This window comes from Streptomyces sp. NPDC001220 (assembly GCF_053597895.1).
Genome location: NZ_JBSFJE010000005.1, coordinates 285,619 through 304,537, shown reverse-complemented (window position 1 = coordinate 304,537; position 18,919 = coordinate 285,619). Strand labels below are relative to the sequence as shown.

Genomic DNA, 18,919 nt, shown 5'->3' with positions numbered 1-18,919 from the left:
ACCTGATCGCCTGTCGTTCTCACTCCTATCCCCGCGCTTCGCGGGGCGCAACCTCCGGCGTCAACAAACGGCGCAGACATCCCAGACATCTGGAACGTTCCGGTCCCAGACTGCCCTGTGAGATACCCAACTCCCCTGCGATCTCCCGGTATGTCAGGTCGTTCGGGGAGAGCAGGGCCTGCAGGAGTCGGGGGCAGCGGCCGGGGAGGCGGGCGACCGCCTCGCGCACGGCACGGCGGTGGGCGGCGGTGAGGACGCGCTGTTCGGGCGTGGGGGTGGCGTGGTCGGCGGGATCGGTGCCGTCGGGGCGTTCATGGCGTGTCGTACGGCGGGTGCGGCGGGACTCGGCACGGACGGCTCTGCGCAGCCAGTCCTCGGGGGCCCGGGGCGGCCCGTGGGCCGCCAGCCGCTCCAGGAGGCGGAGCCAGACCGCCTGTTCCAGGTCGCCGGGGTCGCTGCCGCAGGCATACGCCTCGGCCGAGGCCTCGGCGGTGAGCAGGGGGCCCAGGGCGGCAACCAGGTCGTCCGTCATGTGCGGAACGACGCGGCCGCCCCGGGACAGGTTGCCGGGGCGGCCGGGAGTCACCCCGAACGGGGTGCGGGGGCTCAGCCGTTGACGAAGGCGTCGCGGGCCAGGACCGCGGTGTCGGCGTTGTCCGAGAAGACTCCGTCGATACCGGTCTCGAAGTACGTGCGGAAGACCGGGAAGACATCGCCGTACGCGGTGACGTCGCCGCCCTTGCGGTAGGCCGGCGGCAGGAAGGGGTTCTCGTTGCGCATGGTGTAGGGGTGCAGGACCAGGCCCACCTTGTGCGCGTCCGCGACCAGCGTGCTCGGCGCGGTGAAGTTGCCGCTCGCGTCCTTCGGGATGACCAGGTCGAGGGTCGGGCCGATGCCCTGCGCGTAGCCGGCGATCTCGCGCAGGCCCTTCGGCGTGATCAGGTCGGCGACGGTGCGCGGGTCGCCGGTCGCGACGAAGTCGTAGGGCTGGGTGTTCGCCGCGGAGAGCAGGACGACCAGCGGGTTGTCGAGCAGCGTGTTCAGGCGCTGGATGCTGGTCGGCTCGAAGGACTGCAGGATGACCGGCGAGTTCCGCTTGTCCTTGCCGTACTTGCGCAGCAGCTTGGCGACCCGCTCCTCAAGGCCGAGGCCCAGCCTGCGGAAGTAGGTGGGGTGCTTGGTCTCGGGGTAGATCCAGACCTGCTTGCCGCGCTTGCGGGTCTGCTCGTCCTGCCACTTGAGGACCTCCTCGAAGGTGGGGATCTCCCAGTGGCCGTTGTAGAGCGTGTTGTGCGGGCGGTTGGCCGGGATGCGCTCGATCGCGCGCAGCGTCTTCAGCTCGGCGAGCGTGAAGTCCTCGGTGAACCAGCCGGTGGTGGGGATGCCGTCCAGGACCTTGGTGGTCCTGCGGTCGGCGAACTCCTTGTGGTCGGCGACGTCGGTGGTACCGCCGATCTCCGGCTCGTGGCGGCAGACCAGGTGGCCGTCCTTGGTGGGGACGAGGTCGCCGGCCTCGACTATGTCGGCACCGAGGTCGAGGGCCAGGTTGTAGGAGCCGAAGGTGTGCTCCGGGCGGTAGCCGCTGGCGCCGCGGTGGCCGATGATCGTCGGCTTCGGCAGGCTCTTCAGGCCGCCGTGGCCGGACTGCCTCGCCTCGGCCGCTCTGGCGGCGCCGGGCAGTCCGAGGACCGCCCCGCCGGCGCCGAGCACCGCGGCGCCGAGCAGTGCCCGCCGTCCGGTCATGCCGTTCACCTGTGTCCGCTCGTTCGAGCCGTTCGTGTCCATGAGCGCTCTCCTGACCTTCGCCCTTCGATGCCGGCTGATCGTAGGGCTGCGGACGTGACCGAAGGGAGACCGCCGGCCCAACTGCCGGATGACTCCGTATGGCTGATGGACGGCGCGTCATGACGGTCCGTCGGCGACTTCCGTCACATCGTCGCGGCCGCGCCGCAAGCTGTCTCCCGGGCGGCACCGCAGGTAAACCCGCGTCAACAGTGCGTAAGACCTCGGTGAACCGGCGGTCCTCGATGTGCGCTCCCCAGGGAGCCGCGAGTAATGTCCTCACCTGCACATACTCATACCGCCCCTCGACATCGGAGGACCCGTTGTCCCGCTTCGCGTTCATCAAGGCAGTGCTCGGACCGATCATGCGCCTGATGTTCCGCCCCCAGGTGGAGGGCGTGGAGCACATCCCGGGGGACGGTCCGGTGATCCTCGCCGGGAACCACCTGACGTTCATCGACTCGATGATCCTGCCGCTCGTGAGCAAGCGGCAGGTGTTCTTCATCGGCAAGGACGAGTACGTCACCGGAAAGGGCTTCAAGGGCCGGCTGATGGCCTGGTTCTTCACCGGCGTCGGCATGATCCCAGTGGACCGGGACGGCGCGAGCGGCGGTGTCGCGGCGCTGATGACCGGCAAGCGGGTCCTGGACGAGGGCCGGATCTTCGGGATCTACCCGGAGGGCACCCGCTCCCCCGACGGCCGGCTGTACCGGGGCCGTACCGGCATCGCGCGGCTGACGCTGATGACCGGCGCGCCGGTGGTGCCGTTCGCGATGATCGGCACCGACAAGCTGCAGCCGGGCGGCGCGGGCATCCCGCGGCCGGGCAAGGTCACCGTCCGGTTCGGCGAGGCCATGGAGTTCTCCCGGTACGAGGGGATGGACCGGGACCGCTACGTACTGCGGGCCGTGACCGACTCGGTGATGGCCGAGGTCATGCGGCTGTCCGGGCAGGAGTACGTGGACATGTACGCCACGAAGGCGAAGGCCGCCTGACACTCTTTCGGCGCAGGGGCACGGACCTGAGGTCCGTGCCCTTCTGTCTGCCATCCGCCTGACATCTGTCCACGTCCGCCTGGCGGTGGAATCTGGCCCGACACTCCGGTCATTCCGCCGCATTTACCGGCCATATGAGCACACAGCATGTCTTATTCAGACATGCAGAAACCTTCTCGGCGTACCCTGCTCAGTGCTCCGTTCGCTGCCGCCGGCGCGGGGCTCCTGGCTGCTTGTTCCGACTCCGACTCCCCCTCGCGTCCGGGCCCGCAGCACACGGCCCGGACCGCGGCTTTCGTCCCGCAGGGACCCAAGGGGTTCGTCAACCCGTCGGATCCAGAGGTGCTCGCGGCCGAGCGGAAGCGCGGCTCCGGCCCCGTCCGCATGGTCACGTTCACGGCCGCCGAGAGCATGCTGGACCTGGGCGGGCGGTCGGTGCACAGCTGGGCCTACAACGAGTCGGTTCCGGGTCCGCTGGTGCGTGTCACCACCGGTGACGTCCTGAGCCTGACCGTCAGCAACCGGCTGACCGAGAAGACCACGCTGCACGCCCACGGGGTGCGGCTGCGCTGCGACATGGACGGCGTTCCGGACCTGACCCAGCCGGCCATCGCGCCGGGGACGGACTTCGTCTACCGCTTCGTCGCCGCCCACCCGGGCACCTATCTCTTCCACTCGCACGTCGGCATGCAGCCCGACCGTGCCCTGTACGCGCCGTTCATCGTCGACGACCCGAAGGAGCCCCTCGCCTACGACAAGGAGTGGGTCGTCGTCCTGGACGACTGGGTGGACGACATCGACGGCTCCAACCCCGAGCAGGTGCTCGACCAGCTCAAGCCCGGCGGCTCCATGGCGATGCACATGGGGATGGGCATGGGGCCCGGCCCCGGCAGCCCGAGCCCGCGCCGGTCGGCGGGCACGTCCCCGGCACCGTCCAAGTCCAAGACCAAGACCAAGACGCGGACGGGCCCCGACCGGGTGCTGCGCGACTCCCACAGCAGCATGCTGCACGGCGAGGGCGGGAACGTCGCCTACCCCCACTACCTGGCCAACGGACGGCTGCGCACCGACCCCTCCGTCTTCCGCTGCCGCCCCGGTGACCGCATCCGGATCCGGATCATCAACGCGGGCTCCGAGACGGCGTTCCGGGTCGCGCTCGGCGACCACCCCATGACCGTCACCCACACCGACGGCTACCCGGTGCAGCACAAGACGACGGACGCCCTGCTCGTCGGCATGGCCGAGCGGTACGACGTCCTCGTCACCGCCAAGGACGGCGTCTTCCCGCTCGTCGCACTCGCCGAGGGCAAGAAGGGCAAGGCGCTCGCGCTCCTCCGCACCAACAACGGAAGAAACCTTCCGTCGCCGGATGTCCGCCCGAACGAGCTGGACCGGGAGATCGTGCCGGCCCGCCGCCTGCTGCCGGCCGAGTCCGTCCGCATGGACGACCGGAAGCCCGACCGCGACCTGCGGATCAGGATCACGGGCACGATGGAGAGGTACGACTGGGGGTTCGACCACAAGACGTACGACGTGCGGCAGCGGCATGCGGTGCGGGCCGGTGAGCGGGTGCGGCTGACGCTCATCAACGCCACCGACATGTGGCATCCGATGCATCTGCACGGGCACACGTTCTCGGTCACCGGGCTGAACTCGGCGGGAGCCCGGAAGGACACCACGATCGTGCTGCCGCACCGCAAGCTGGTGCTCGACTTCGACGCCGACAACCCCGGGCTGTGGATGCTGCACTGCCACAACCAGTACCACTCGGAGAGCGGGATGATGACGGTGCTCGGTTACCAGAAGTGAGGCCTCACGCCGACAAAGCGCCTTCCAGTTTCTGCCCCTTCAGCAGGAACCAGGCCGCCACCGCCGTCGCCAGCAGGACCGCGGCGCCCGCGCCCGAGGCCAGGTGCAGGCCGTGGACGAAGGAGTCCCGGGCCGCCGCCAGCATCTCGGCCGCCGTCTGCGGGGGCATGCCCGTCGACGCCTGCACCGCCGCGCCCAGGGATTCGTGGGCGGCGGCCGGGGTGCCCGCCGGGCCCGGGAAGCCGCGGTAGACGCCCATCACGATCGAGCCGAGCAGGGCGATGCCCAGGGCCGCGCCCAGTTCGTACGCCGTCTCGGAGACCGCCGAGGCGGCGCCGGCCTGATCCCTCGGGACGCTGGAGAGGATCACGTCCGCCGTGACCGTGAAGGAGAAGCCGGCGCCGACGCCGACCACCAGGAGGGCCGCGCCGAGGACCGGATAGCCGGTGGACTGGGAGAGCGTGGTCAGGGCCGCCAGGGCCACGCCGACGGCGGCCAGGCCACCGGAGACCACCGCGCGCACCGAGTGACGGCGGGCCACCCGGCCGGCCACCAGGCCCGCCGCCACCGCGCCGACGGCCGCCGGGAGTTCGGCCAGGCCCGCCTCGAACGGATGCCTGCCCTGGACCAGTTGCAGGTACTGGGAGAGGAAGAACACCAGGCCCGACATGCCGAGCACGGTCAGCAGGTCGGCGAGGACCGCGCCGCTGAAGCCGCGCCCGCGGAACAGCCGCATGTCCAGCAGGGGCTTGGGCAGGGTGAGCTGGCGGCGGACGAAGCCGTAGAGGGCCGCGGTGCCGAGGAGGGCGGTGGCCGCGGTGACTCCGGTGAGGCCGTGGGTCGCGGCCTCCTTCACCGCGTACACGACCGCGATCATGCCGACCAGCGACAGGACGACGCTGATCAGGTCCCAGGGACCGGGGTCGGGGTTGCGGGACTCGGGGAGCGTCCTGATGCCGACGAGGACCAGGACCACCATCACCGGCAGGTTGATCAGGAAGACCGAGCCCCACCAGAAGTGTTCGAGCAGGAAACCGCCCACGATCGGGCCGACGGCCGTACCGGCGGAGGCGGTGGCGCCCCAGATGCCGACGGCGAGGCTGCGCTCGCGCGGGTCGTGGAAGAGGTTGCGGATCAGGGCGAGGGTAGCGGGCATCAGGGTCGCGCCTGCGACGCCCAGCAGGGCGCGGGCCGCGATCATCGTCCCGGGGGTCGTCGCGTACGCGTTCAGGACGGATATCGCGCCGAACGCGGTCGCGCCGCCGAGCAGGATCCGCTTGCGGCCGATGCGGTCGCCGAGGCTGCCCATGGAGACCAGCAGTCCCGCGATGACGAACGAGTAGACGTCACCGATCCACAGCAGCTGGGTGCCGGAGGGCTCGAGGTCTTCGCTGATGTAGGGGGTAGCGAGACCGAGGACGGTCGCGTCCACGGCCACGAGCAGCACGGCGAGCACCAGGACGGAGAGCGCGAGCCAGCGGCCCGGCCGCTTCTCCTCCGTCTCCGTGGCGAACGCCGGCCGCACGGTGCTGGTCATGATTCCTCTCTTCGTCGTGCACCGCCGAGCAGCAGCTCGACGATCATGTGGGTGAAGTCCTTGGGGGCGACCCTGCCCTCCGTCACCGCCCAGGCGGCGGAGGCCAGCAGGCCGTACAGGGCCTCCGTGAGCCAGGCGGGGGTGAGGTCGATACGGAACTCGCCGCTCTGCTGGCCGCGCCGGAAGAGGGCCGCGATGCGGTCGTCGATCCGGGTCCAGCCCTGGTTCTGCTGCTCGCCCTCGAACAGCTGGTTCTCGGTGTAGAGGAAGGCCAGCAGCCCGGCGGCCGGTTCGATCTCGCGGACCAGGCGGTGCACGGCCTCGGCCGCCGGGCCCTCGTCCAGGCGGGCCGCGTCCAGGGCCGCCTCGCACTCCTCGATGCCGAGCGCCTCCAGTGCGCGCACGAGCGCGTCCCGGCCCGCGAAGTGCCGGTGCAGGGTGGCCCGGCTGATCCCGGCGGCCTTGGCGACCTCGTCCATGGTCGCGGTGGATCTGCGGGTCAGCAACGCGGCTGCGCTGCGCAGCACCTGCTCACGATCGAGGGCCATGAGACAAGGTTAACCCATGTGAGACACCTCTGTCTCATCCTGGGCATGCGTGAGTCACAGGAGGCTGGTCAGGGGTGGTCTCGCGTCAGTGCCAGGGCAGGCTGCCGCGGCGCTCCCAGTAGGCGTGCGGCTCCTCTGCCAGGGCGGCGAGGCGGGTCAGCTGGTCCTCGTCGAGGTCGACGGCGGCCGCGTGCAGGTTGGAGACGAGCTGGGTGAGCGTCGCCGCGCCGGACAGGACCACTCCGGCCCAGGGCTGTCGCAGTACGACGGCGAGGGCCACGGCGTCGGAGCCGAGACCGGTCTCCTCGGCCACGGCCCGCAGCGTGTCGGGGGCGTGCGGGGCGGCCAGCCTGCCGTTGGCCATGCCCTCCTTCACGATCACCGTCAGTCCGGCGTCGTGCGCCTCCGCGAGGGCGGGTCCGGCCGAGGTCTCCAGGGCGTTGTACGTCGACTGGACGGTACGGAAGAGGGGCTCGCCGTCGACCGTGACGGCGAGGGCGGCACGGATGGCGTCGGCCTGGGCGGGGCCGCTGGTGGAGAAGCCGACGGTGAGGCCGGTGGCCGCCGCTTCCGCGAGGCGGGCGTGCAGTTCCTTGTCGGTGAGGGCCGGGCTGTCCGGGGTCACCGAGTGGATCTGGTAGAGGTCGAGGTGGTCGCCGAGGAGTTCGGCGGTCTCGGCGCGCTGGCGGTCGTAGGTCTGGACGCTGTGGTCCTTGACCTCGTGCGTCTCGGCGTCCGCGGACCAGCCAGCGGTGTAGGTGTAGCCCCATTTGCTGCCGACGACCACGTCGGCGACGGCGTCGGGGCGGGCGTTCAGCCAGTCGGCGAGGAACTCCTCGGAGCGGCCGTAGGAGCGGGCCACGTCGAAGTAGCGGACGCCCTGGGCGTAGGCGGCGTCGAGGAGTTCGTGCGTGCGGGTGCGGAGCGCGTCGACGCTGCGGTCCTCGCCGAGGTCCTCCTCGCGGCCGAGGTTGATGTAGCCGGGGCGACCTACCGCGGCGAGGCCGAGGCCGATGTGGCAGGTGGGAGTTGTTGCTGTTGCCAGTCGGGCGAAGGGCATCGCGGGCTCCGTTTCGGTCGGCTGCGTCGTGCTGTCGACCAACGTAACCCGCGATGACCTTTGGTTCGCCGTTCAGCTCGGGGGGTGCGGTGCGTCGGCGAGTGCGGGTGGGTGGGGGCTGATCGCGCAGTCCCCCGCGCCCCTGACGGGGCGACCCCTACCGCTTGTCTTTGGCGGAGGCCCACTCGTGCTGGGCCGCCACGTTCACCTTGATCTCCGCCAGTTGCACCGCCACCGCGCTCGGCGCCGTGCCGCCCCGGCCGTTGCGTGAGGCCAGGGCGCCCGGGACGTTGAGGACCGTCCGCACCTCCGGCGTCAGGTGGGCGCTGATCTTCGCGAACTGGTCGTCGGTCAGTTCGTCCAGCTCCTTGCCCTCGGCCTCGGCCGCTTTGACGCACTCGCCCGCCACCTCGTGCGCCACGCGGAACGGGACGCCCTGCTTGACCAGCCACTCCGCGATGTCGGTGGCCAGGGAGAAGCCGGCCGGGGCCAGTTCCTCCATGCGCTCGCGGTTGACGGTGAGGGTGGCCATCATGCCGGTGAAGGCGGGGAGCAGGACCTCCAGCTGGTCGCAGGAGTCGAAGACCGGCTCCTTGTCCTCCTGGAGGTCGCGGTTGTAGGCGAGGGGCAGGGCCTTGAGGGTGGCCATGAGGCCGGTCAGGTTGCCGATCAGGCGACCGGACTTGCCGCGCGCCAGCTCCGCGATGTCCGGGTTCTTCTTCTGGGGCATGATCGAGGAGCCCGTGGAGAAGGCGTCGTGCAGGGTGACGAAGGAGAACTCCTTCGTGTTCCAGATGATGATCTCCTCGGCGATCCGGGAGAGGTTGACCCCGATCATCGCGGTGATGAAGGCGAACTCCGCCACGAAGTCGCGGGAGGCCGTGCCGTCGATGGAGTTGGCGGAGCTGCCGTGCTCGAAGCCGAGGTCCTTCGCCACCGCCTCCGGGTCCAGGCCGAGCGAGGAGCCCGCGAGGGCGCCGGAGCCGTACGGGGAGACGGCCGTGCGCTCGTCCCACTGGCGCAGCCGCTCCGCGTCCCGGGACAGGGACTGGACGTGGGCCAGGACATGGTGGGCGAAGAGCACCGGCTGGGCGTGCTGCAGGTGGGTGCGGCCGGGCATGGCCACGTCCGGGTGGGCCTCCGCGAGGCCGGTCAGGGCGTCCTGGAGGTCGGCGATCAGGCCGCCGATCACCCGGGCGTGGTCCCGGAGGTACATCCGGAAGAGGGTCGCGACCTGGTCGTTGCGGGAGCGGCCGGCCCGCAGCTTGCCGCCGAGGTCGGGGCCGAGGCGCTCCAGGAGGCCGCGTTCCAGGGCGGTGTGCACGTCCTCGTCGGCGATCGTGCCGATGAAGGTGCCTGCGGCGACGTCGGCTTCGAGCTGGTCGAGGCCCTCGATCATCCGGGTCAGTTCGTCCTCGGTGAGCAGGCCCGCCTTGTGCAGCACGCGCGCGTGGGCACGCGAACCGGCGATGTCGTAGGGCGCGAGCCGCCAGTCGAAGTGGACGGACGCGGACAGCTTCGCCAGGGCCTCGGCGGGACCGTCGGCGAAACGGCCGCCCCAGAGCCGAACGTCACCGCTGTTGCTGCTCACTTGCGTTGCTCCTAGAGAGATACGGATGTGGCGCCGCCTCCCCGGCCATGAACGGGGAGGCGGTTGTCACGCTACTGCTCGGGCGAGGCCGCGTCGGGCTACGCCCGCAGTCGGCGCTGCGCGGCGATCTTCGACGACAGGCTGTAGATGTCGATGAAGCCCTTGGCCGCGGCCTGGTCGAAGGTGTCGCCGGTGTCGTAGGTGGCGAGGTTGAAGTCGTAGAGGGAGGACGCAGAGCGGCGGCCTGTGACGACCGCGCGGCCGCCGTGCAGGGTCATCCGGATGTCGCCGGTGACGTGCTGGTTGGCCTCGTCGACGAAGCCGTCCAGGGCGCGCCTGAGCGGGGAGAACCACTGGCCGTCGTAGACGAGTTCGCCCCAGCGCTGCTCCACCTGCCGCTTGTAGCGGGCGAGTTCACGCTCGACGGTGACGTTCTCCAGTTCCTGGTGGGCCGTGATGAGCGCGATGGCGCCCGGCGCCTCGTACACCTCGCGGGACTTGATGCCGACGAGCCGGTCCTCGACCAGGTCGATGCGGCCGACGCCCTGGGCGCCCGCGCGCTGGTTCAGCTCCTGGATCGCCTGGAGCACGGTGACGGGCTTGCCGTCGATCGCCACCGGGGCACCCGCCTCGAAGGTGATGACCACCTCGTCGGCCTCGCGCGGGACGGCCGGGTTCTGGGTGTACTCGTAGATGTCCTCGATCGGGCCGTTCCAGATGTCTTCCAGGAAGCCGGTCTCGACGGCGCGGCCGAAGACGTTCTGGTCGATGGAGTACGGGGACTTCTTGGTGGTCGCGATCGGAAGGCGCTTCGCCTCGCAGAAGGCGATGGCCTTGTCGCGGGTCATCGCGTAGTCGCGGACCGGGGCGATGCAGGTCAGGTCGGGGGCGAGGGCGACGATGCCGGCCTCGAAGCGGACCTGGTCGTTGCCCTTGCCGGTGCAGCCGTGGGCGACCGTGGTGGCGCCGTGCTTGCGGGCGGCGGCGACCAGGTGCTTGACGATCGCCGGCCGGGAGAGGGCGGAGACCAGCGGGTAGCGGTCCATGTAGAGGGCGTTGGCCTTGATCGCCGGGAGGCAGTACTCCTCGGCGAACTCGTCCCTGGCGTCGGCGACCTCGGCCTCGACCGCGCCGCACGCGAGCGCGCGCTTGCGGATGACGTCCAGGTCCTCGCCGCCCTGGCCGACGTCCACCGCGACGGCGATGACCTCGGCGTCCGTCTCCTCGGCGATCCAGCCGATGGCGACGGAGGTGTCCAGCCCGCCCGAGTAGGCGAGTACGACGCGCTCGGTCATGGGTCCCTCCTCACGTACATCTTCTGGCTATGCATGAGTATGCAGAGCTCTGCATGATTCGTCAATCCGGCCCGCTCCGGTCACGGCGCCCTTCCGGGCCGCATCGGAGATTTATGAAAGGGGTTTGAACAAACGAAACCGCTTTCTCGTACCCATGCCTGAACGCCGGCGCCGCCTTTGTAAACCCACCTCTGACCCAAGTGAGGCATCCGCATGTCCAGGGCTCTTCCGAAGTACAACAAGCGTCGCGTCGCACTCATCGGCGGTGCCGCCGCCGTGGCGCTGTCCGGTGCGGTCATCGCCGGTTCGGCCCTCGCCGGTACGCCCGACAAGAGCAGTGGCACGAGCAATGCGCGCACCCTCGCCGCCTCGCCCTCCACCATCACCTGCCCGGACGTCGCCTCGCGGCTGCCCGCGGTGCCCGCCTCCGCGAAGGCCGAGGTGGACCGCAACCTCACGCTCCTCCAGACGCAGATCCAGGAGGCAAACAAGCGGCTCGCCGACACGGTGGGCCAGGGCGGGCCGAACTTCGTGAACAACGCGATCCTCGGCCCCCTCAAGGACAAGCGGGTGGCGACCGTCAACCGGATCGCGACGGCGATCGGCCGGACGGCCGCCAAGCCGACCGGCCTGGACGCGCTGGCGCCCTGCGCCCTGAACGCGAGCGGGACCGGCACGAACACCGGCAGCGGCACGAACACCGGCAGCGGTACGGCGGCGGGCACGGCCTCGGCCACGCCGAGCACGGCGGCCACCCAGCAGCAGTCGACCGGCGGCACCGGCACGAGCGGCTCCGCGGTGGGCACGATCAGCTGCCCGGACGTCGCCTCGCGGCTGCCGGCGATCCCCGCGTCCGCGCAGGCGGAGGTCGACCGGAACCTCACCCTGCTCCAGACTCAGATCGACGAGGCCGACAACCGGCTTCGGACCACGGTCGGCCAGGGCGGCCCGAACTTCGTGAACAACGCGATCCTCGGCCCCCTGGCGGACAAGCGGAAGTCGACCATCGACCGGATCGCGATCGCGATCGGCCGTACGTCGGCCAAGCCGGCCGGTCTCGACTCCCTGGCCGCCTGCACGCTCACCAAGTGACGTGACAGGCAGCTGTGGCCGCCCCGTGTACAGCGCCGGCCGGGGCGGCCACAGTGGTGTCCGAAGGCCTGGGCCCGACCGTGGCGTCCGGATGCCGGAATTGCTCGGCCGCCCGAAGGAAACGCGCCGATAATTCCCTGGTATGGGAAAGACCTACGAGCGCATCGACGGCAGGCTCCGCACGTTCATCGAGGAACAGCCCCTGTTCTTCACCGCCACCGCCCCGCTCGCGGGCGACGGCACGGTCAACCTCTCCCCCAAGGGCCTCAAGGGCTCCTTCGCGGTGCTCGACGAACACACCGTGGCCTACCTGGACTTCGCCGGCTCCAACGCCGAGACCATCGCCCACCTGCGGGAGAACGGCCGCATCACCCTGATGTGGTGCGCTTTCCAGGGCCCGCCGAACATCGTGCGGGTGCACGGCCGCGGCGAGCCGGTCTTCCGCGACGATCCGCGCTTCGGCGAACTGCTGACCCGCTTCCCCGGCATCGACCCCACCCCGCACGGCCTGCGCGCGATCATCGTCGTGCACGCCGAACTCGTCCGGGACACCTGCGGTTACGCCGTCCCCTACATGGCGTACGACGCCGACCGCGACCTGCACGGGAGGCGCTTCGCGCGCGAGGACGACGCCTCGCTGAGCGCGTACTTCGAGAAGAAGGACCACATCGCGGTGAGCCTGGATGGCCTACCCGGGCTGCCGTTGCCGCTGCCGCCGTCTAGCGTCTGAGCCATGCGTCCAGGCATCGTCGTCACCCTTGTCACCGCGTCCCTGCTGCTGCTCGGCGCGGCACCGGGGGGCGGGGACGCCGCGCCGCTGCCCGCGCGTATGGCCGACACGGGCGGCGGCGACCAGCTGATCACCGCGGAGGCCTCCGCGCTGAATTCGGTCTCGGGGACTCTGACCTGGTGGGAGCGCCGGGACGGGCAGTGGGCGCAGGCCGGGTCGGCCCCGGCCCGGTTCGGGGCGAAGGGTCTGGTCGAGGGAGCCCAGCGGCAGCAGGGTACGAACACGACCCCGACGGGGTTGTACGACGTTCCCTTCGGGTTCGGCATCCAGCCGGCGCCGGCCGGGACTTCCGTCGACTACCGGGCGGTGAAGGCCGATTCGTGGTGGTGCGAGGACAACGACTCGACCTCCTACAACCGTTGGGTCGAACCGTTGCCGGCCGACTGCCGTGCCGCCGAGTCGGAACAGCTGTCGTCGTACACCACGCCGTACGCGCACGCGCTGGTGATCGGGTTCAACTACGAGCGGCCCGTGCGGGGGCGGGGTGCCGGGATCTTCCTGCATGTCAACGGGCAGGGCGCCACCGCCGGTTGCGTGTCGGTACCCCTGGACACGATGCGGGAGATCCTGCGGTGGGCGGATCCTTCCCGGGCGCCGCACATCGCCATCGGGACCGCGAGCGGGGCCACGGCGATCACCCGGTACTGACGACGGTGGTGCCCGTGGTGCCCGTCGATGGGTGCGACGGCCCGCGGTAGCACCGGGGAACCGGTCCTGACCGGCTCACCCGAGCGGGAGCCTGACCGTGAACGTCGTTGATCCCGGGGCGCTTGCCAGGGCGACCGTCCCTGCGTGCGCCTCCACCACGGCCGCCACGATCGACAGGCCCAGGCCCGCTCCCCCGCCGGAGGCGTCCGCGCGGCGGCGGTGTTCTGCTCTGGTGAAGCGTTCGAAGACGCCCGGCTGGATGTCTGCCGGGATGCCCGGGCCGTCGTCGTGGACCTGGAGGACCGCCGTCCCGCCGTCCGTCTCCAGCGTCACCGTCACCTTGGTGCCCACGGGCGTGTGCAGACGCGCGTTGGCCAACAGGTTGGCCAGCACCTGTTGCAGGCGGTGCGTGTCCCCCGGCACCGTCACCGGTTCCTCGGGCAGGTCCAGGGTCCAGCGGTGGTCCGGGCCCGTGGCGCGGGCGTCCGTCACCGCGTCCAGGGTCAGGCGGGTGAGGTCGACCGGGTGCCGTTCCAGCGGGCGGCCCGCGTCCAGGCGGGCCAGCAGGAGGAGATCGTCGACCATCTCGCCCATCCGGGAGGACTCGGCGGCGATGCGCTCCAGGGCCCGGGTGATCTCGGGAGGCAGCGGGCCCGGATGGAGCAGCGCCAGTTCCGCGTGGCCGCGGACCGAGGCGACCGGGGTGCGCAGTTCGTGGCTGGCGTCGGCGGCGAAGGAGCGGAGGCGTTCCTCGCTGGCGTGGCGCTTCGTCAGCGCGTCCTCGACATGGCCCAGCATGCGGTTGAAGGCGGTGGCGACCCGCCCGACCTCGCTTCGGGGATCGGAGCCGGGCGCCCGGGCCGGCAGGGCCACCTCGCCGCTGGCGAGCGGGAGTTCGCTGACCCGGGTGGCCGTCGCCGCAACACGGCTCAGGGGACGCAGGGACCAGCGGACCCAGAGGGCGCCCGCCACCCCGGTCACGGCCAGGGCGAGGCCGAAGACGGCGGCGCAGACCAGTTCCAGGCGGTGCACGGTGGCCCGGACCGGTTCCAGGGGGAGCCCGGTGATCAGGACGTCGCCGTCGCGGCCGGTCCAGGCCAGGAGCCGGTAGTCGTGGATCGAGGCGAGCGGGACCGTGTGCGCCCTGCCGTCCACCGGCAGCCGGGCGAGGGCCGCGCGGTCCGCCGCGGTGAGGCCGACGGTCAGGTCGGGGTCGGCGCCGGACGGGATCAGGGCCGCGTTGGTGACCCGGCCGTTGAGGAGGCGGGCGCCGAAGGTGCCGGCGGCCTGGCGCCGGGTGTCGCCGTGCTCGTCGCCGTCGCGGTCACTGGGCTTGTACGTGCCGTGTTCCAGGGACTGCGGGAAACTCGGCCCGGTCTGCTGGAGCTGCTGGTCCAGGCGCCCGGTGAGAAAGCCGTTCAGCTCGACCACGGCCGCGACGCCCACGGCCGCGCAGCTCAGCGCGAGCAGGACGACCAGGCCGGCGGTGAGGCGGGCGCGCAGGGTGCGGGGGCGGGGCAGGCGCCGTAGCCGGCCTGGCTGTCGTAGCTGTCGTAGCTGCCGTAGCTGTCGTAGCTGTCGTAGCTGTCGTAGCTGTCGTACGAGTCTCACCTGGTCACCGGCTTGAGGACGTAGCCCGCGCCGCGGACCGTGTGGATCATGGGCTCGCGGCCCGCGTCCACCTTCTTGCGCAGGTAGGAGATGTACAGCTCCACGACATGGGCGCGGCCGCCGAAGTCGTAGGACCACACCCGGTCCAGGATCTGTGCCTTGCTGAGGACGCGGCGCGGGTTGCGCATCAGGAAGCGGAGGAGTTCGAACTCGGTCGGGGAGAGCTCGATCAGTTCGCCGGCCCGGCTCACCTCACGGGCCTCCTCGTCCATGGTCAGGTCACCGACGACGAGCCGGGGTCCCTCGTCCGGCTGGCGGGCCATGCCGGCGCGGCGCAGCAGTCCGCGCAGCCGGGCGACGACCTCCTCCAGGCTGAAGGGCTTGGTGACGTAGTCGTCGCCACCCGCGGTGATACCGGCGATCCGGTCCTCCACGGCGTCCCGGGCGGTGAGGAAGAGCACACAGACGTCCGGTTTGACCCGGTGCAGCGACCGGAGCACGGCGAAGCCGTCGGTGTCCGGGAGCAGCACGTCGAGGACCACCGCGTCCGGCAGCAGCTCACGGGCCGCGGCCAGCGCGGATGCGCCGTCGCCGGCCTCGCGGACCTCCCAGCCCTCGTAGCGCAGGGCGCCGGTGAGCACCTCCGCCAGGTCGGGGTCGTCGTCGACGACGAGGACGCGGAGCGGGGTGCCGTCGGGTCGGGTGAGGGCGGGGCGGCCGGAACGGGTGGTGTTCATCGCGTCTACCAGCATCACCCCTGCGGACGGGGAGCGGTGACCCCTGGTCCTCTGAGTTTGCTCTGAGTCGGCTGAGCCGGGGCCACTGAGAGGTCGCTCAGAGGTTCGGCCTGCACAGTGACTGCACCGGACGGAGAAAGGACCCGACTCATGACGACCGTGGACGAACGGCGTACGGCCCCGGCCGTGCCCGTGGCCACGCGCCGCTCCCCCGCCGCCGCCGTGCTCGCCGTGGTGTGGGCGGGGGCGGCGGCCGTGCTCGCGCTGTGGTGGTCGGACACCGGCTCGGTCGTCGGTGCGGCGGGCTGGCTGACCGGGGCCGGCCGGATCGCCGGGCTGCTGTGCGGGTACGCCTGTGCGGTGCTCGTCGGCCTGATGGCCCGGGTGCCGTTGCTGGAGGTGCGGATCGGCTCGGACCGGGTCGCCCGCTGGCATGCGATGGCCGGCCGGTACACGGTCTGTCTGCTGGTCGTCCACGTCGCGCTGATCCTCACCGGGTACGCCGCCCAGGACCACGCCTCGCTCGTCCACGAGACGGTGGATGTCGTCCTTCACTACCCGGAGATGCTCAAGGCCACGGCCGGCACGGTGATCCTCTTCGCGGTCGGGGTCACCTCGGTGCGGGCGGTGCGCCGCCGTACCAGTCACGAGTTCTGGTACTACGTCCACCTCCTCACCTACGCGGCCGTCTTCCTGGCCTTCGGCCACCAGCTCGCGCTCGGCAACGACCTCAAAGGCAAGCCGGTCGCCACCGCCCTGTGGTACGCGCTGTATCTGGGGGTCGCGGGCCTGGTCGGGTGGTTCCGGATCCTGGCTCCGGTACGGCTCAACCTCCGGCACCGGCTTCGGGTGGAGTCCGTGCGGCAGGAGGCGCCGGGCGTGTACTCCGTCGTGGTGGGCGGCCGGCGGATCGACGAACTCGGGGCGCGGGCCGGGCAGTTCTTCCGCTGGCGGTTCCTCGGCGGCGACGGCATGGGCTGGACGTCGACGCCGTACTCGCTCTCGGCGCCGCCGCGCGGCGATCTGCTGCGGATCACCGTCAAGGCACTCGGCGACCACAGCGCGGCCGTGTCGCTGCTGCGCCCCGGCACCCGGGTGTGGGCGGAGGGCCCGTACGGCTCCCTCACCGCCGACCGGGCCACCGGCCACCGGACCCTGCTGATCGCGGCCGGCGTCGGCGTGACCCCGCTGCGGGCGCTCTTCGAGACGCTGCCCGGCGAGGTCACGCTGCTCTACCGGGCACGTACCGCGCAGGACCTCGCGCTGGGCGGCGAGCTGGAGGCGATCGCACGATGGCGCGGGGCCCAGGTGCTGTACGCCCTCAACGGCCCGCAGGGGGAACGCCCCGCCCTCACGGCACAGGCACTGCGGGCGGCCGTCCCCGGTCTCGCCGGACACGACGTGTACCTCTGCGGTCCGCACGGCTTCGCCGAGGAGCTGTACGGGGCGCTGCGCGCCGCCGGGGTGCCCGACCGCCGTATCCACCACGAGTCCTTCGAGCTGTGAGGCCCCCGCCGTGCACGCACTGAGCAAGAACCGGCCCCTGCGCCGCATCACGCTGGCGAGCGCCGCCACCGTCTGCGGGATGGTGATGCTGCTGGCGCTGAAGCCGCACACCGCCCCGACCGTGGTCACGGAGTCGGCGGCGCCCGCCCCGTCGAGCAGTGCGAGCGCCGCACCCGGCGGGTCGGGCGGCGCCACCGGTACCAGGACGGTCACCGGGGACACCGTCCAGACCCGCTGGGGCCCCGTCCAGGTGCGGGTGACCATCAAGAGCGGGAAGATCACCGACGTCACCGCGCTCCAGTACCCGCAGGACAACCCCCGGGACCAGCAGATCAACGACTACGCCCTGCCGCAGCTGCGCAGCGAGGCGCTGACGGCACAGAGCGCGCGGATCGACACCGTCTCCGGGGCCACCTACACCAGCGAGGGTTACCAGCAGTCACTCCAGTCCGCGCTGGACTCGGCGGGTCTCTGAACACTCAGGCTGTGCCGCACGTATCTGTGGGCCAAGGGTCAAGTCCCCACGGAGGAACCGTGACCACCACGCTCGCAGGCGGACGTGCCGCCCGCCGCCAGACGATGCGCCGCATCCGCCCGCGCCGCTCCCCGGCCGTACCGCTGCTCCTCGCCGTATGGGCGGGCGCGGCGGCCGTGCTGTGGCTGTGGTGGCACAACACCCCGTCCATCGCCGACCAGAACGGCAAGATCCTCAACGCCGGCCGCATCACCGGGCTGCTGGCCGGGTACCTGATGGCGCTCGTCGTGCTGCAGATGGCCCGGGTGCCGGCGCTGGAGCGGCGGGTCGGCTCCGACCGCGTCGCCCGCTGGCACGCGATGAGCGGCCGCTACACCCTCTGCCTGGTCTTCGCGCACGTCTTCCTCATCATGTGGGGCTATGCCCTGCAGGCCGGCAAGACGCTGAACGACATCGTCCAGCAGACCATCGACTCCATCAACCAGCTCCCCGACATGGGCAAGGCGGCCATCGGCACCGGCCTGTTCGTGGTCATCGGCCTCACCTCGGTCGGCCCGGTCCGGCGCAGGATGCCGTACGACACCTGGTACCACGTGCACCTGCTCACGTACGCGGCGGTGTTCCTGACCTTCTGGCACCAGATCACCACCGGCAACGACTTCGCCCTCACGCCGATCGCCAAGACCTTCTGGTACGGCCTGTACGGCGCCGTCACCGCGCTGGTCGTCTGGTACCGGATCCTCACCCCGATCCGGCTCAACCTGCGGCACCGGATGCGGGTCGAGGCGGTCATCGAGGAGACGCCGGGCATCGTGTCGGTGCTGATCGGCGGGCGCAAGCTGCACCGGATGGGCGCGCAGTCCGGCCAGTTCTTCCGCTGGCGGTTCATGGCCCCCGGGATGCGGTTCAGTTCGCACCCGTACTCGCTGTCGGCGGCGCCCCGCCCCGACATGCTGCGGATCACCGTCAAGGCGATCGGCGACCACAGCGCGCGGCTGCGCGAACTTCGGCCCGGAACCAAGGTGTGGGCCGAGGGGCCGTACGGGGCGATGACCGCGTCCCGGCGCAGCCGCGGCAAGGTTCTGCTGGTGGCGGGCGGCGTCGGGATCACGCCCATGCGGGCGCTGTTCGAGACGCTGCCCGGCGCCGCCGGCGACCTGACGCTGCTCTACCGTGCCAACACCACGCAGGACCTGGCGCTCTGGGACGAACTGGCCAAGATCGCCAACGAGCGCGGGGCCCGGCTGATGTACGCGGTCAACAGCCCGGAGGGCGAGCGGCCGGACATCTCCGCGGAGAACCTCCAGCGGAAGATCCCCGACATCGACAACCACGACGTCTTCATGTGCGGCCCGCCCGGGTTCGCGCAGGGAGTGTACGAAGCGCTGCGCGGCGCGGGGGTTCCCGCCCGCCGCATCCATCACGAGTCGTTCGAGATGTGAG

General features: G+C 71.2%; 17 protein-coding genes. 8 read left to right on the top strand and 9 right to left on the bottom strand.

Going from position 1 to position 18,919, the window contains the following annotated elements:
* Positions 1–25: 25 nt before the first annotated feature.
* Positions 26–532: a sigma-70 family RNA polymerase sigma factor gene (locus ACWDGI_RS14840; RefSeq protein WP_450758972.1), complete on the bottom strand. Its 507-nt coding sequence runs from the start codon at positions 530–532 to the stop codon at positions 26–28.
* Between the two features lie 74 nt (positions 533–606).
* Positions 607–1,785, bottom strand: a complete 1,179-nt coding sequence (locus ACWDGI_RS14835; protein WP_450758970.1) for a glycerophosphodiester phosphodiesterase — start codon at positions 1,783–1,785, stop codon at positions 607–609.
* Positions 1,786–2,105: 320 nt separating this feature from the next.
* Between ACWDGI_RS14835 and ACWDGI_RS14830 the strand changes: the two genes are divergently transcribed.
* Positions 2,106–2,777 (top strand): lysophospholipid acyltransferase family protein, encoded by a 672-nt coding sequence (locus tag ACWDGI_RS14830; protein WP_450758968.1) that lies wholly within the window; start codon positions 2,106–2,108, stop codon positions 2,775–2,777.
* 162 nt (positions 2,778–2,939) lie between these two features.
* The gene (locus ACWDGI_RS14825) at positions 2,940–4,586 is read left to right on the top strand and encodes a multicopper oxidase family protein (RefSeq protein WP_450758966.1); all 1,647 of its coding nucleotides are present in this window, start codon (positions 2,940–2,942) and stop codon (positions 4,584–4,586) included.
* A gap of 4 nt (positions 4,587–4,590) precedes the next feature.
* Here the strand turns inward: ACWDGI_RS14825 and ACWDGI_RS14820 are convergent, their stop codons facing one another.
* The 5 genes from ACWDGI_RS14820 to ACWDGI_RS14800 form a co-directional block, all read right to left on the bottom strand.
* Positions 4,591–6,123: an MFS transporter gene (locus ACWDGI_RS14820; protein WP_450758964.1), complete on the bottom strand. Its 1,533-nt coding sequence runs from the start codon at positions 6,121–6,123 to the stop codon at positions 4,591–4,593.
* Complete coding sequence (locus tag ACWDGI_RS14815; RefSeq protein WP_450758962.1) at positions 6,120–6,671, bottom strand: TetR/AcrR family transcriptional regulator; 552 nt, start codon at positions 6,669–6,671, stop codon at positions 6,120–6,122. Before ACWDGI_RS14815 ends, ACWDGI_RS14820 begins: the two co-directional genes overlap by 4 nt.
* Before the next feature lie 85 nt (positions 6,672–6,756).
* Positions 6,757–7,731, bottom strand: a complete 975-nt coding sequence (locus ACWDGI_RS14810; RefSeq protein ID WP_450758960.1) for an aldo/keto reductase — start codon at positions 7,729–7,731, stop codon at positions 6,757–6,759.
* 157 nt (positions 7,732–7,888) lie between these two features.
* Positions 7,889–9,322, bottom strand: a complete 1,434-nt coding sequence (gene argH, locus ACWDGI_RS14805; protein ID WP_450758958.1) for an argininosuccinate lyase — start codon at positions 9,320–9,322, stop codon at positions 7,889–7,891.
* 98 nt (positions 9,323–9,420) lie between these two features.
* Entirely contained in the window at positions 9,421–10,617 is a 1,197-nt protein-coding gene (locus ACWDGI_RS14800) for an argininosuccinate synthase (protein ID WP_450758956.1), read from the bottom strand.
* A gap of 213 nt (positions 10,618–10,830) precedes the next feature.
* Here ACWDGI_RS14800 and ACWDGI_RS14795 point away from each other — a divergent pair, with 213 nt between their 5' ends.
* From ACWDGI_RS14795 to ACWDGI_RS14785, 3 genes are all read left to right on the top strand, one after another.
* Positions 10,831–11,709, top strand: coding sequence for a hypothetical protein (locus ACWDGI_RS14795; RefSeq protein WP_450758954.1), 879 nt, complete (start codon positions 10,831–10,833; stop codon positions 11,707–11,709).
* A gap of 142 nt (positions 11,710–11,851) precedes the next feature.
* Complete coding sequence (locus tag ACWDGI_RS14790) at positions 11,852–12,439, top strand: pyridoxamine 5'-phosphate oxidase family protein (RefSeq protein ID WP_450758952.1); 588 nt, start codon at positions 11,852–11,854, stop codon at positions 12,437–12,439.
* A gap of 3 nt (positions 12,440–12,442) precedes the next feature.
* Entirely contained in the window at positions 12,443–13,147 is a 705-nt protein-coding gene (locus ACWDGI_RS14785; RefSeq protein WP_450758950.1) for a L,D-transpeptidase family protein, read from the top strand.
* Positions 13,148–13,222: 75 nt separating this feature from the next.
* On the opposite strand, the gene ACWDGI_RS14780 is transcribed toward ACWDGI_RS14785, so the two are convergent.
* Positions 13,223–14,668 carry a sensor histidine kinase gene (locus ACWDGI_RS14780; protein ID WP_450759308.1) on the bottom strand — a complete coding sequence of 482 codons (1,446 nt, stop codon included), beginning with the start codon at positions 14,666–14,668 and terminating at the stop codon, positions 13,223–13,225.
* An 86-nt stretch (positions 14,669–14,754) separates the two neighbouring features.
* Positions 14,755–15,495 carry a response regulator transcription factor gene (locus ACWDGI_RS14775; protein WP_450758948.1) on the bottom strand — a complete coding sequence of 247 codons (741 nt, stop codon included), beginning with the start codon at positions 15,493–15,495 and terminating at the stop codon, positions 14,755–14,757.
* A 150-nt stretch (positions 15,496–15,645) separates the two neighbouring features.
* On the opposite strand from ACWDGI_RS14775, the gene ACWDGI_RS14770 reads away from it, so the two are divergent.
* Genes ACWDGI_RS14770 through ACWDGI_RS14760 form a run of 3 tightly spaced genes read left to right on the top strand, consistent with a single transcriptional unit; the run spans position 15,646 to position 18,918 of the window.
* Positions 15,646–17,001 carry a ferredoxin reductase family protein gene (locus ACWDGI_RS14770; RefSeq protein WP_450758946.1) on the top strand — a complete coding sequence of 452 codons (1,356 nt, stop codon included), beginning with the start codon at positions 15,646–15,648 and terminating at the stop codon, positions 16,999–17,001.
* A 10-nt stretch (positions 17,002–17,011) separates the two neighbouring features.
* Positions 17,012–17,476 (top strand): FMN-binding protein, encoded by a 465-nt coding sequence (locus tag ACWDGI_RS14765; RefSeq protein WP_450758944.1) that lies wholly within the window; start codon positions 17,012–17,014, stop codon positions 17,474–17,476.
* A gap of 59 nt (positions 17,477–17,535) precedes the next feature.
* Positions 17,536–18,918 (top strand): ferredoxin reductase family protein, encoded by a 1,383-nt coding sequence (locus ACWDGI_RS14760; protein WP_450758942.1) that lies wholly within the window; start codon positions 17,536–17,538, stop codon positions 18,916–18,918.
* The last annotated feature ends 1 nt before the right edge of the window (position 18,919 follow it).